The following is a 13,409-nucleotide window of genomic DNA, read 5'->3' on the forward strand; positions in this document are numbered from 1 at the left end:
GGTTTATTTCCGCACCAGACTATCCAAAATATGTTGCTCTCCTTCCCAATCACGGGTAATATCCGTTTTGAGCAGTTTGGCAGGAATTCCGCCAATAAGCACATGATTTCCTAAGGCTGAATAATCTTTATTACAAAGCGAATTAGACCCCACCGTCATATAATCAGGGGTGATGGTTCCTTTCATAATCGTCGTTCGGTTGCCAATCCAGTTGTAGTTTCCTATCGCAATGGGAGCGGTTTTTGGCTTTTTTGTATTGGTTTTCAAATCAATCAGCTGATGAAAAACAGAGTCTAACAATTGCGTTTCATACGCGATTCGCACATAATCGCCTATGATGATGCGTTCTCTACAAATCAAGGTCGTTTGCGAACCTAGACAAGAAAAATTACCCATCTCACAATGTGCATTCTTCCCTATCTGAAAATAGACATCTTTTCCAAAATGCACATAGCCTTTAAACACCACCGTTCCTACAATCACAATTTCTCCAATACCTCTAGAACGGGTCTGCGCCTCAAACGGATGCCCAAAACCAATCATCCCTTTTTTGATAGGAGCATCGATCACCACACGACCACTTAGGTTGGTCAATTTATAATCTCCATATATAAAAACAGGAAGTTTTAGCGCAGTTTGAAAAGAAAACATTTTCAGATTAAAATAATAGGTCTTGATCCAGTTCACAGACCAGAAAGCTCTCCAACGCTTACGTACTCTTCGTAAAGGATTCAATGCGCTCATTATTTTTTTCTCTTTAAGATGGTATTCACTAAGGATCGGAAGCCAATTTTGGTATCTAATAATCGAAATGAATATAGCGAAGAAATTACAATTAAACCGATAAGCACCCCATATTTAAATAGCGGAGCCTCGATATACGTCGCCATAAAGGCTGCACCACAAAGCAATAAACAGATTAAAAAAACAGGATAAAACGCAGGTTTCATTTGAAATCCGTAGCGATAATAGGTAATGATTCGGACGCCTACATAATGAATAATGAAGTATGCGAACAAACTCATCCCAATCCCTTCTAATCCCCTAAAATAGTAGCCGAGTATATTTAAAGCCAATAAAATACTATTAAAAAAAACAGCGGTTTTGGTAAAGAGTTTTGAATCGCCTTTGGCAATAATCACATAGCCCATAGACCAAGAAACGGCTTTAAACACCATGCCTAAAATTCCCCAGCGTACCAGCGCTACCGCCGGCTCAAACTCGTCAGAATACAATAAAGAGATAAATAAAGGGGCAAACGCAATAAAAACGATTACTACAGGAGTAATCAGGAGTAAAGCAATAAATGCTTGCTCAAAAACCGTTTTGACCACCGCTTTGATATCATCACATACAGCGGCAAGCCTTGGATAATAATCAGTGGACATGGCATTAAAAATGAGCCCTACATAATTATTGAGAATCGCAATTCCAGCCCCGTAAAAACCAGCTTCTATTTTTCCGCCTTCAGCGCGGATATAGACCAAAATAAGGTAGGCGACAATTAATCCGATGATGCTACTAAAACTAAGTGCTAAACCGAGTTTGATCATTGGTTTCCCTTCCGACAACACCATTTTATTGGTTACCGAAGCATGTGTCTTAATTGTTTGCTTTGCAAAGAAATACGCAAATAGAAACACAAATCCAGACGTCATGACAATAGCGGGTAAAATTCCGTCTAATTTCAGGTAATAATACAACGGAATGGTCACGATAAGCCCTGCGATAGCTCCGTAGATATTCGCTTTCGCTAAAAAAGCCAACTTCCGTAACCCTTGTAAAATAGCAAGATTGCTCATGGCGAGTTGATTAAAAACCACCGCCAATCCTAGCCACATAAAGGTGTAGGTGTACTCATACGAATCAAACGTAAACCAACTCAAAACCCCTGAAAAAACGACGGTAAAAAGTGCTCCAATCAAGGCGGTAATCCACACCAAGCGTTTTAGGATCGCAATCATTCGGTAAGCTTGGGGCTCTTCCCCTTTTTTGTGGTGTGCCGAAATTTCTTTGACCGCACTCTTATCAAGTCCTAATTGCGTAGCTACAGTAATTAATTGCAAGGGGCGTGTTAATAGATTCGAGATCCCGACCCCTTCGGGCCCTAACAAAAGCGCCATGATTTTGGAGCGAATCACTGTTACTAGAATACGAATCACCTGCACACCTCCAAAGAGTGAAGTAGCTTTCATCACTTGTTGATATGACTTTTTCTCGTCTTCCAATTAGTAATTGTTTAGAATAGAAATGACCTCAGCAACAGTGGCATCATCCATCACTGGACTCAGCGGAATACTAATCACTTCCTTGTGAATCTGCTCTGTGACTGGAAACGACAAATGCGCATATTCCAGCAATGCCTCTTGCTGATGCGGTGGAATCGGGTAATGAATAATCGTTCCTACGCCCTGCTCGGTAAGATACGTACGTAAATGATCTCGAGTAGTGCATCGGATGACAAAAAGATGAAACACATGTGAGTCATCTCCTTTCCACTCAGGTAGGATCAATTTAGGGTTTTGGATCTCTTGTAGATACCGTTTGGCTATCGCACGTCTTCGGTCATTGGCGGTATCCAAATCCCGCAACTTAATCCGTAAAAATAGCGCCTGCACCTCATCCAGACGAGAGTTAATTCCTCTGTATGCACTCACATAGCGCTCTTTAAATCCGTAATTACGATACGATCGTATGACCTCGGCGAGGGCTTTATCGTTGGTGGTTATAACTCCTCCGTCTCCTAACGCCCCTAAATTTTTGGTGGGATAAAAACTAAATCCCGAAGCATCACCTAGACTTCCACTGCGTTTTCCCTGAGCGTTCATCGCCCCATGAGATTGCGCGGAGTCTGTGACGACGAGTAATGAGTTTGCTTTCGCGAAAGCAGACACCCGCTCCATATCGGCTAATTGCCCATACAGATGTGTCGGCATGATCACTTTGGTTTTTGGAGTCAGTTTCTGTTGAAGATCTGTAAAATCGAAATTATAGGTAGTCGCATCCGCTTCTACTAACACCGGAACCAATCCTGCTTGTTGGATGCCTAAAATCGTAGCAATATAGGTATTGGAAGCCACCAGAACCTCATCGCCTTCAGCAAGCTTCCCAAGGATTTTATAGCCTTCTAGAATCATGCGCAAAGCATCCAATCCGTTGGCAGTGCCGATGCCGTATTTTGTGCCACAGTAGGCGGCAAACTCCTCTTCAAAGAGGCGTACCTCATCCCCAAGAATGTACCATCCTTTTTCTAGAAAAGCAGCGAATTTTTCCTGAAACTCGGCATCATACGGAGCATTGATCGCACGTAGATCTAAAAATGGAATCATAAAAACACGTCGTTTAAAAGGTGATGGTTTGCGGTTTCAATTTCATAAAACCGATGTACAAAAGTACGCGCACCAAAGCATTCTTTCCAATAGGAAAGCCCTTTGTTCAATTTTTGTCCTTGCTGCTCATTCGAAATCCCGAAATCAAAATACCATTTTCCCGCAAAGGTGTCGGTGATGAGTTGTTCAAAAAGAAAGTCCAAAGCGCCTAGTTCTTGTTTCTGAGCATTGGCGGAGATATACTGCACGTGTGCAGTGGTCTTGGTTTCAAAAATAGTCGCTCCCGCAACGATCTGATCTTCTTTATAGACATTAAATTGTCGGATGTTTTTAGGGAATTTCGCGTGAAGCGATTGTATTTCTTTCAGTGTATGTGTAGGAGTCGCATCATGGCGTTTTTCTAGATTAGGGAGTAATATCTCATTCCAAAACTCCTTAAAATTCGGTGTTTCTGCGATACGCAAGCCTTGCTTTTGAGCTTTTTTTACTCCTTCTACTCTATTAGATTGTATGGAAAGTCTGTTGCGATAATCAATCACCGAAGCCGTATCAACGCGTATACAGCTAGCTTTTAATAACTGTAAGGCATATGCCATTTCTTCTGAAGGCAACGAACTATAAAACGGAGGAAGTTCTTTAAGATGGAGTTTTGTGATTCCTTGGTCGTGTAGATGCTTCAAAAGTATTTGACTGATTTCGATCACATCGACCAATTTTACTTTGGGAGACAACACCAAACCCCCATAGGTCAATCCCTGATGACTGTACAGCTGATTTGCTAGTACATTAGCAGGAAGTACGGCAACGAGTTTGGAGCCTTTATGAATGAGTAGCGAGTGATCTGTAAAACGATCACTGTGATACTCCATAAAATCTCTGTGAAACAGAAACGTAGCATTTTTCGCGGAAGCGATCAACTCATTCCACGCATTGCGATGGGAAGCTTGGTACGTTTGTACGGTATATTGCGTTGTATTGTTTATAATATTGGTTTTGGTTACTTAGCGTATTACATAGATAACGATAAAATGGAAACTATCGTTTACACATCCTGTAATTCTTCTCGCTAAGATATAAAATGCCCCCTAACCCCCGAAGGAGAGAAGCCCCCTAGCCCCCGAAGGGGAGAGGCCCCCTAGCCCCCGAAGGGGGAACTCTTACTCTGTACTTCAAAAATCAAAAATCTCCAATCGCTAATCTCCAATCTATATACTTCAATATTTAGTTATTGGTAATTCAAAAATAGAGTAACACTCTAAAATAGAGTACTACTCTATTTTTGGTTTTAATATCCATTCGAGAACCGTTGAGAATATGTCGAACTACAAAGAATAGGTTTCGACTGCGCTCAACCAGACAGTTGCAATGCTATGCGTACTGTAAATGTTTCTACATACAGGCACAAGTTCGTAATAAAAACTAAAACAAGGCTCCTTCCCTCAGCGAGGGAAGGTGGATGTGTCGAAGAATGAGACACAGACGGAAGGGAGAGCCCCCCCCAACCCCCGAAGGGGGAACTAAAACTTACTATAAAAACTAAATCAAAAACTCCTTCCCTCAGCGAGGGAAGGTGGCTATAATGAGGAACGAGTTATAGACGGAAGGGAGAGAAGCCCCCTAACCCCCGAAGGGGGAACTAAAACATTCTATAAAAACTAAATCAAAAACTCCTTCCCTCAGCGAGGGAAGGTGGATGTGTCGAAGAATGAGACACAGACGGAAGGGAGAGATCATGAAATCTTGCAGAAATGTCTATTTGAAACCTCACATCAAAAATAAAGTAACACTCTATTTTTCGTTTTCTCTTAATACGCTTTCGCGAAAGCGTATAAAAAAAGCCCCATTCTAGAAGAACAGGGCTATATATCTTGTCGCTACATTAGATTATACAATCTTGTTACGCTTACGGTCTACTTCTTTTAAATGCACTTTACGTAAACGTAAATGATTTGGAGTCACCTCTACATACTCATCTTTCTGAATGTATTCTAAGGCTTCTTCTAAAGAGAATTTGATTGCAGGGACAATTTTTGCCTTGTCATCTGCTCCTGAAGAACGTACGTTACTTTGCTTTTTAGCTTTGGTGATATTGATGTTCATATCATCCTGACGTGAGTTTTCACCGATCACCTGACCTTCATAAATATCTTCTCCTGGTGATACAAAAAACTTCCCACGATCCTGTAGTTTATCGATAGAATATGGAATCGCACTTCCGTTTTCCATAGACACTAAAGAACCACTAATACGCCCAGGGATTTCTCCTTTAAACGGTTGGTATTCTTTAAAACGGTGTGCCATAATGGCCTCTCCAGCCGTAGCGGTCAGCAACTGATTACGGAGTCCGATGATACCACGTGATGGGATCATAAACTCGATAATCATACGTTCTCCTTTTGCTTCCATAGAGAGCATTTCTCCTTTACGCATGGTCACAAACTCAACCGCTTTTCCTGATACATTTTCTGGAAGGTCAATGGTAAGCTCTTCGATAGGCTCACATTTGACACCGTCTATTTCTTTGATAATTACTTGCGGTTGCCCAATTTGTAATTCATATCCTTCACGACGCATCGTTTCTATTAATACAGAGAGGTGCATCACCCCACGACCGTATACTAAGAATTTATCCGCACTATCGGTATCATTGACACGAAGGGCTAGGTTTTTTTCTAATTCTCTTGTTAAACGATCTTTGATATGACGCGACGTCACAAACTTTCCATCTTTTCCGAAGAAAGGAGAATCGTTAATAGAGAATAACATACTCATCGTTGGCTCATCAATGGCAATGGTAGCTAATCCTTCTGGATTTTCAAGATCGGCAACAGTATCACCAATTTCAAACCCTTCTAGTCCAACAATCGCACAAATATCACCAGCTTGTACGCTTTCTACTTTCAAACGACCTAAACCATCAAACGTGTGTAATTCTTTGATACGTGTTTTCTTGATCGTTCCATCACGCTTCACCAACGATACTTGCATTCCTTCTTTCAGTTCGCCACGATTTAAACGTCCGATCGCGATACGTCCTGTAAAGGAAGAGAAATCTAACGATGTAATTAACATCTGCGTATTTCCCTCAGCAATTTTTGGTGCAGGAATATTGTTCATCACCATTTCTAGTAATGGCTCAATCGAATCAGTTTCATTTTGCCAGTCATCACTCATCCAGTTATTCTTTGCGCTTCCGTATACGGTAGGAAAGTCTAACTGCCACTCTTCGGCACCCAATTCGAACATCAGATCAAATACCTTTTCATGTACTTCTTCTGGCGTACAGTTTTCTTTATCCACTTTATTGATCACTACACAAGGCTTCAACCCTAAGTCTAATGCTTTTTGTAATACAAAACGTGTTTGTGGCATGGGTCCTTCAAAAGCATCCACTAGCAAACACACCCCGTCTGCCATGTTTAGTACACGCTCTACCTCTCCTCCAAAGTCGGCGTGACCAGGGGTGTCAATAATATTAATTTTGGTTCCTTTATACATCACAGATACATTCTTAGATGTAATAGTAATCCCACGCTCACGTTCTAGATCATTATTATCAAGGATGAGTTCTCCTTTGGATTCGTTTTCACGAAAAAGTTCACAGTGATACATAATCTTGTCGACTAGGGTGGTCTTACCGTGGTCAACGTGTGCAATGATGGCGATGTTTCTAATATCCATAATCTATGCCCGAGTAAACGGGGTCTTTTAAATTAAATGCCTTTTAAAAAAACGCCTAGTGATTACCAGCCGTTTTTGGCGGTGCAAAAGTACTCTTTTTTAATGGATAAATAACCGCTTGTACTAGAATAATAGAATGATAACGATTTCGTAGCATTGGGGAGGGTTTCTAGAAGATCAAAAAACCTTAGGTATAGGTAGTTATTAGCGTATACAAAGCGTTAGGAATTTGATGTTTATTTTCTGGTGAAAGGATTGTTTTTTTTGCTTCTGCCTTGCGGTAGTCAGGTGCGCGAAAATTCATCTAGACGTAGGACTTTAGGACGTCAGACATAGGGCTGATTTCAGAAGCATGAGTGTTATGTTAACACATAGGATGCTCGTATCCGCGCTTCTTTTTCTCTTCTACAAAAAGTTAATGGCATTATACTCTTCCAAAATTACGGAAAGCCGTAACAAACTCTAATTTCAAAGAGGTATGTTTATAACCGATTTCAAACGTTTATACCTATTTGTAGTCGTTTGTAAACGATAGTAAATAATAATCTAAACGCACAAAACCTCTAAATAGCAACACATAACAGGCATATTTCTTAAAAATTCAGTTACATTTGAAAGGGATCGCTTTATATAGAATTATTATAGAGGTCATGATATACACTAGTTAGCAGCAATTTAAAAAGAATGAATAAAAATTCAAGAAATCCTATGATTACACTTTTTTTTGCTATAATTATCGGTGTTTTTTCAATTATAACAGCTATTGTTCAATACAATGAAAAGATTAAGGAGAAAAAGCAAGCCGAAATTCAGGAAGCTGAAGCAAAAGATTATAGACTACGTTTCGAAGCTTCCCAAAAAAAACTACTTGAACTTCAAGAGGAAAACAAGACTTATACAGTTAAAAATATAGAGTTGTCCAATGAATCTTTGAAACTACAAGAGGAAAACAAGACGTTAACAGTTAAGAATATAGAACTTTCCAATGAATCTTTAAGATATAATACTAGTTATGGAAGCTATCCAATAATAGTCATTAGTGGATATCAAAGTAGAGCATTTAAAGGCCGGAACACAGAAGAAACTATTGATTTTAAAATTCTCGATTTCAATGTTATAAATAGCGGAGAATATCCATTGAAAAACGTAAAATTAAAATTTAATGACGTTTATGGAAAACTTATAGGACAATATGTAACTGTAGGTAAGTCATCTATTTCTCAAGAACCGGATAAAAGGTTTAAAACCATAGACCCTGCTAGAGAATTATCAATTGGCTCAATACCTAAACATGAAGTATTAAGAGAACTGTACTTTACGACATTACCAATGAATTTTGAAGGAACTTATGAGGTCGAAGTTGTATGGGATTCAGGTTATATTAGCTACTTAATTGATGTCGTAAATAAAGAAGAAGACTTATCCTTTATTTATAGTCAAATTTATGCTCCCGATATTAAGACCAAAAAAGATGATATCTTAAATTTAATTACCGAAAATTTCACTCTTAACAAATACACAATAAAGTAAATATAAAAACAGCTGCTAACACCGGTAACCGTTGCACAACCCTATAATTTTCTAAAAAGCAAGTGCCTATAAGACGTTTTAAGGGGACTTTATTTTCTATCCTACATCCTAAAAGTGAATTTTTAAGGAGCGTACAACACCTCCTTTTGACCCAAAAAAAAGCGTTTTTGCAAAAACAGTAAACTTTGAGATTCCTACCCCACTTTTCACCTTTTTATGAGTGAATTTGAGATACTTCTTCAGATTATACGGCATGGCTGAAAGGTGCATTACCTTATTTGCTTGTTGAAGTCCTATCGTATGGATCTTCCTCAGCCCCATAAATTGGGTTAGCGTACCAAAAACGGGTTCTACTGTACTCTGTCGTTTTTAACCGTCTATAAAAATTAGTTTCTGGAACGCGATCACTTAATTGAAAACTATTAAGTAATTTCTCCTGATAAATCTTAAATCCTTACATACAACAAGTTACTAATTTTATGTATTTTTAGCAAGACTTGTGCAACAGGCACACCGGCTATAGTTCATTGCTATCATAGGCTTTTAGAGAGGTTTTTACTTCTTTATTAAGTCCGTCAAATTTTTATTTTTATATATAGAAATTAAAAGTTAAATAGAAAATATAAAAATTCGGCTCTGTGTTAATCCGACAAGCTAGTGTCTTTTAGTACGCTACGTTTCATACACAAACCGTTACCCAACATTTGACCAAAGATGAAACCTGAGACTTTAAAACATTATTTTAGAGATTTAATTTATCTCATAAAAGAAAGAAATGCGGAATTAAAAGCGGAGAAAAACAAATCGGATTATTATAGTGGAATCGAATTTGGATACTATGAAATTATTGAATTAATAAAAAGTCAAGCTGACTCGTTTGAAATAAAAATTGATGATTTAGGTTTCAATGATTATGAGAAATACACTAAGCAAAAGAAATAATGTTTTGGAAAAAAGGAAATACTAAAAATACAAAAGGAAAAATTGAACTGAATAGCAACGGATTTCAAGTCACTCACAATAACGGAGTTTCTTTGGTTGAATGGAATTTAATTGACAAAATAACCGCTTACAAAGTAGATTTAATAACGATTGACGAAATCTGTTTTGAAATTGAGCATTTGAATAAATCTTTACTGATAACAGAAGAATGTGTTGGATGGAGAGTTTTTCTTAAGGAATTATTAGAGAAATTTCCATTAATTGATAAAGAATGGGAAGAAAAAATTGTTCAACCACCTTTCGAAAGAAATGAAACTGAATTATATATTCGGAACAAAAACGTTGCCTAACCGGTAACCGTTGCACAACCAACTCAAAAAGACTGAAATTAATAAAATATGATACCAAACTTTGTGAAAATTGTTGAGTGTTTTAACATCACAGGAGTCGGACTTTTGACAGAATTGCAACATAATATAAACGGAATTCCACCGAACACTGAAATAATTGACTTGAATACAGACGAAACTTGGATAATTAAAAAAAGAGTTCATCACGGAATTTTAATTTTAGACAAATCCGAAAAGTATTTTGAATGTGAAACTGATTCTATGCACATAGATAGTGTTTTCAAAACTCTAACGGAAAGAAAAATAGCAGTGGACAAAGAATTGAATAAAAGAAAAAATGGTGTTTATATGTATTTAATTAAGCCTGAGAAGAAAAAACAGAAATTAAAACCTGAAATTGGAACTGAATTAAAAATAAAAAAAACGACACCACAACAAGGCGTATAATTAATTGCGGCTGAATTACCTCAACGGAAATTCAATCTTATTAATTATCTTTCCGCAACATCGGAAAACGACTCGCGTCCTTTTCCCGTAAAAAATCATACACAAACCGTTATAGCCAATTAGAAGATGGAATTTGAAAAGGAATATTTAACTGATTTAGTGAAAGGAAAGACCAAAGGGGATTTTCCACCATTCTCTTCGGGGAAATGGAAAAAATCGGATGAATACTTAAAGCAGATAGTTGGCAGGCTAAAAGATATTAAATCAATTCAAGTTGAAGCTGATTTTAATCATTACGGAAGTGGATTTAGTTCTTATGTTCATCTTTATTTATCAAAAACAGATAAAAGTGACACTAAAATATCACAAGATGGAGAATTAAGAACTGGAGAAACGAATGGGTTAATGATGTATTTATGCCGAATGGCTCCATTTTCCGTTTACGGAGAAGGAACTTGGCACAAGACATTTAATAAAGATAAAGGGCAGTCAGGTAGTTCGCATTATATAGAACCAGAAGATATTGGAACAACACCAGAAAGTGATTGGGGAATTGAATTAAATGAAATTCAGAATATCCTAAATCAGTATGGAATAAGTGTTTTGACTAAAGTAGAATTAGATAAAAAATTAGAATTTAAAATATCTATCCCAACTATTCTTTCAGAGCCGCCATTTAAAGTGTTTGATTGTCTGTTTTATTGGGAAGACTAGATGACCTCCTCTCATTAAACAGTTCTAATCAGGGGAAGCCTACATTTTATTTTGGATTAACTACTTTTTTATCAATTATGTCATTATCATCTTTATAGAATAACATTTGAGTGAACAGAATTGCAATTGATATATCGAAATCTAAAAAAGCTGGAAAGTTGATTACGAGACAATGGTTTCTCGAAAAATTATTCGAATATTTGCTTCCATTAATGCTTGTTGGAATGTTTCCATTTATAGCGATAATGGAATTAAATTCGAATTTAAACAAAGACGAACCGATTGGACTATCTCTTACCTTTCTAATTTTCACACTAACAATTGGAGGATTTATGATTTATTCAATTTTCAATGTGTATAAATTAAAGCGGATTAAAGGAATATCGAGAGGAAAAAACTCAAATCTGATTAAAAAGATTGCGGAAAAAAATGAATGGAATATTTCAGCGAATAATAAACAGATAGCAATAATCAATTTTTCTTGGAAAGTTTCAGGAACTGATTGGGGAAAACAAATGACAATAATTTACGACGGAACTGATTTGTTAGTGAATTGTATATCGTTCGGACTACACTCAAGTCCTTCACCTTTTCATTGGTTTGCGAATAAAAGAAAAGTGAATAAATTAACAGCGGAATTTGAAAACGGAATAAAAAACGTTTTACAGTCGAGTAGGTAAAGGGGAATCTCACCCCTAAACCTCTCACAGAACCGTACGTGAACCTCTCAATTCATACGGCTCTTAGTATGCAGTCAATTCCTTTAGGTTAACTGATAACCTAATGCCCAATGATAAAACAGGTTTGGATAATCCCTAGTTATACGCCTTAGCCATTTTACAGCTAAGTGTCGACTTCTTTTGAAACCTACACCTGCTGGCTCATTCGCTAAAAATGTCTACTAGACATTTTTTAAACGCTCTGCCCTCTTCAGTCCTAACCTCACGGTTAGCAACCTTGCGACTTACTAATGGTTCAAAGAGCCTGTCCTGAGCGATAGCCGAAGGATTACCCCTGCCCATAAGGGACTTGCACCCTCTAAATGAATATTTTATATTGCTATAAAACAAAGATGCCCATACTGGGCACACACAAAGTGTATAAATCATGTCGCTCTGCGCCACGCTTCATAGCCGGTACGTTGGCAACAAGCTGAAAAAAGTAAAATGAAAAAAAAGAAACCGACCAATGTAGAAGAATATATTGAGCAATTACCTGAAATCGCTCAATCGAAAATAAAAGAATTACGTTCGATTTTAAAAAGTATTGTTCCAGAAGCAAAAGAAGGACTGAAATGGGGGAAACCAGTATTTGAGTCAATAACCATACTTTTTGCATATGCTGCTTATAAATCTCATTTGAGTTTTATACCAACTGGCCCATCTCTGAAACCATTTGAAAAAGAACTTGGTGAATACACAACTAAACAGGATTCTGTTCAATTTTACTATGATAAACCTCTCCCAGAAAATCTTATCCGAAAAATTGCTGAATATAGAAAAAAGGATGCCGAAGAAAATGGAGCAAAATGGAAATATTAAAAAAGCCAGTTACCAGTCGAGTAGGTAAAGGGGAATCTCACCCCTAAACCTCTCACAGAACCGTACGTGAACCTCTCCATTCATACCCCGCTCCCGCCACGCTTGAAGCGTGGCGGGAGCGAAGTAACAAACTATAATTAATAGTTATTTATCGAAATAATTAATCATAGTATTTTTACAAAACCATCTATTTTTAATAAAGTTATTCAACATGTAAATGCAATCCAAAATTAAATATATTGCCATAGCGTTGTTTGTCATTGATGCGATTCTTATTGTAGTCAATACAAAATATCGTGATCCAGTTGCCAGTGCAATTCCAGATTTAAGTAACGCTAAGATTTTCTATTTTTTGGCAATTCTAGGTCTTATGATGTATGGAGGTCTATGGCTTATTGTCTGTTTTAAAAAAATCAACCTAAAAGAAGTATTAAAACTCATACATCTCGGGATAATTACCGCACTTACGATTTCGGTTTTTTTCAATTTGCGTTTAGCAAAAACCAATTACGATAGAATTACATGTAATAATGGAATAGCAGCATATTATGAATATTTTGAACGTGATTGTGGTTCAAAAATAGAAAAACGGTTTGAAGCTGATGTAAAAAATAAAGAAATTAAATACTTCCAAGATGAATATAATCCCAATTGGGAATTTGAAAAAAGACTAAGGGATCAACATGGTATCGAACTTATCAGTTCAAGTTGTACTATGTTTACTTCAATGCATTGTTATAACGATTTGGTGATTGAGTATATTAAGAAAAAAGATAGCCTTCGTTAGTCACTTGCTAGTGCTTGCCTAAATAACAAATACTCTTTTATACGCTTTCGCGAAAGCGTAAACAACCATAACTCCCGCTCCCGCCAGT

General features: G+C 37.2%; 13 protein-coding genes and 1 pseudogene. 8 read left to right on the top strand and 6 right to left on the bottom strand.

Annotated features, from left to right (window positions below):
• Positions 1-3 precede the first annotated feature (3 nt).
• The 5 genes from ACFO3O_RS01090 to typA form a co-directional block, all read right to left on the bottom strand.
• Positions 4-744, bottom strand: coding sequence for an acyltransferase (locus ACFO3O_RS01090; protein ID WP_379976683.1), 741 nt, complete (start codon positions 742-744; stop codon positions 4-6).
• Positions 744-2,228, bottom strand: coding sequence for an O-antigen translocase (locus ACFO3O_RS01095; protein WP_379976684.1), 1,485 nt, complete (start codon positions 2,226-2,228; stop codon positions 744-746). Before ACFO3O_RS01095 ends, ACFO3O_RS01090 begins: the two co-directional genes overlap by 1 nt.
• On the bottom strand, positions 2,229-3,329 hold the full coding sequence (locus ACFO3O_RS01100) for a DegT/DnrJ/EryC1/StrS family aminotransferase (protein ID WP_379976685.1): 1,101 nt from the start codon (positions 3,327-3,329) through the stop codon (positions 2,229-2,231). It lies immediately after the preceding gene.
• Complete coding sequence (locus ACFO3O_RS01105) at positions 3,326-4,198, bottom strand: GNAT family N-acetyltransferase (protein ID WP_379976686.1); 873 nt, start codon at positions 4,196-4,198, stop codon at positions 3,326-3,328. The genes ACFO3O_RS01100 and ACFO3O_RS01105 overlap by 4 nt, the downstream gene beginning before the upstream one ends.
• 1,015 nt (positions 4,199-5,213) lie before the next feature.
• A complete protein-coding gene (gene typA, locus ACFO3O_RS01110) occupies positions 5,214-7,013 on the bottom strand; it encodes a translational GTPase TypA (RefSeq protein ID WP_379977227.1) in 1,800 nt (599 codons plus the stop codon).
• 681 nt (positions 7,014-7,694) lie between these two features.
• Here typA and ACFO3O_RS01115 point away from each other — a divergent pair.
• On the top strand, positions 7,695-8,540 hold the full coding sequence (locus ACFO3O_RS01115; protein ID WP_379976688.1) for a hypothetical protein: 846 nt from the start codon (positions 7,695-7,697) through the stop codon (positions 8,538-8,540).
• A gap of 108 nt (positions 8,541-8,648) precedes the next feature.
• On the opposite strand, the pseudogene ACFO3O_RS01120 reads toward ACFO3O_RS01115, so the two are convergent.
• Positions 8,649-8,909: pseudogene (locus ACFO3O_RS01120) on the bottom strand (transposase); the annotation flags it as partial.
• Positions 8,910-9,254: 345 nt separating this feature from the next.
• Here ACFO3O_RS01120 and ACFO3O_RS01125 point away from each other — a divergent pair.
• The 7 genes from ACFO3O_RS01125 (at position 9,255) to ACFO3O_RS01155 (ending at position 13,321) form a co-directional block, all read left to right on the top strand.
• Complete coding sequence (locus ACFO3O_RS01125; protein ID WP_379976689.1) at positions 9,255-9,482, top strand: hypothetical protein; 228 nt, start codon at positions 9,255-9,257, stop codon at positions 9,480-9,482.
• The gene (locus ACFO3O_RS01130; protein ID WP_379976690.1) at positions 9,482-9,832 is read left to right on the top strand and encodes a hypothetical protein; all 351 of its coding nucleotides are present in this window, start codon (positions 9,482-9,484) and stop codon (positions 9,830-9,832) included. Before ACFO3O_RS01125 ends, ACFO3O_RS01130 begins: the two co-directional genes overlap by 1 nt.
• Positions 9,833-9,880: 48 nt before the next feature.
• Positions 9,881-10,279: a hypothetical protein gene (locus ACFO3O_RS01135; protein WP_379976691.1), complete on the top strand. Its 399-nt coding sequence runs from the start codon at positions 9,881-9,883 to the stop codon at positions 10,277-10,279.
• Positions 10,280-10,405: 126 nt separating this feature from the next.
• Positions 10,406-10,993 (top strand): hypothetical protein, encoded by a 588-nt coding sequence (locus ACFO3O_RS01140; RefSeq protein ID WP_379976693.1) that lies wholly within the window; start codon positions 10,406-10,408, stop codon positions 10,991-10,993.
• A gap of 110 nt (positions 10,994-11,103) precedes the next feature.
• The gene (locus ACFO3O_RS01145; RefSeq protein WP_379976694.1) at positions 11,104-11,673 is read left to right on the top strand and encodes a hypothetical protein; all 570 of its coding nucleotides are present in this window, start codon (positions 11,104-11,106) and stop codon (positions 11,671-11,673) included.
• Between the two features lie 486 nt (positions 11,674-12,159).
• Positions 12,160-12,534: an iron chaperone gene (locus ACFO3O_RS01150; RefSeq protein ID WP_379976695.1), complete on the top strand. Its 375-nt coding sequence runs from the start codon at positions 12,160-12,162 to the stop codon at positions 12,532-12,534.
• Positions 12,535-12,751: 217 nt separating this feature from the next.
• Positions 12,752-13,321, top strand: a complete 570-nt coding sequence (locus tag ACFO3O_RS01155) for a hypothetical protein (RefSeq protein WP_379976696.1) — start codon at positions 12,752-12,754, stop codon at positions 13,319-13,321.
• The last annotated feature ends 88 nt before the right edge of the window (positions 13,322-13,409 follow it).

Source organism: Dokdonia ponticola, from assembly GCF_042653865.1.
Taxonomy (GTDB): domain Bacteria; phylum Bacteroidota; class Bacteroidia; order Flavobacteriales; family Flavobacteriaceae; genus Dokdonia; species Dokdonia ponticola.

What these genes read in the sequence shown, in the direction of transcription:
- ACFO3O_RS01150 (WP_379976695.1), top strand. Translation starts at nt 12,160, where the DNA reads ATGAAAAAAAAGAAACCGACCAATGTAGAAGAATATATTGAGCAATTA.
- ACFO3O_RS01125 (WP_379976689.1), top strand. Translation starts at nt 9,255, where the DNA reads ATGAAACCTGAGACTTTAAAACATTATTTTAGAGATTTAATTTATCTC.
- ACFO3O_RS01155 (WP_379976696.1), top strand. Translation starts at nt 12,752, where the DNA reads ATGCAATCCAAAATTAAATATATTGCCATAGCGTTGTTTGTCATTGAT.
- ACFO3O_RS01135 (WP_379976691.1), top strand. Translation starts at nt 9,881, where the DNA reads ATGATACCAAACTTTGTGAAAATTGTTGAGTGTTTTAACATCACAGGA.
- ACFO3O_RS01105 (WP_379976686.1), bottom strand. Translation starts at nt 4,198, where the DNA reads ATGGAGTATCACAGTGATCGTTTTACAGATCACTCGCTACTCATTCAT.
- ACFO3O_RS01100 (WP_379976685.1), bottom strand. Translation starts at nt 3,329, where the DNA reads ATGATTCCATTTTTAGATCTACGTGCGATCAATGCTCCGTATGATGCC.
- ACFO3O_RS01090 (WP_379976683.1), bottom strand. Translation starts at nt 744, where the DNA reads ATGAGCGCATTGAATCCTTTACGAAGAGTACGTAAGCGTTGGAGAGCT.
- ACFO3O_RS01140 (WP_379976693.1), top strand. Translation starts at nt 10,406, where the DNA reads ATGGAATTTGAAAAGGAATATTTAACTGATTTAGTGAAAGGAAAGACC.
- ACFO3O_RS01130 (WP_379976690.1), top strand. Translation starts at nt 9,482, where the DNA reads ATGTTTTGGAAAAAAGGAAATACTAAAAATACAAAAGGAAAAATTGAA.
- ACFO3O_RS01115 (WP_379976688.1), top strand. Translation starts at nt 7,695, where the DNA reads ATGAATAAAAATTCAAGAAATCCTATGATTACACTTTTTTTTGCTATA.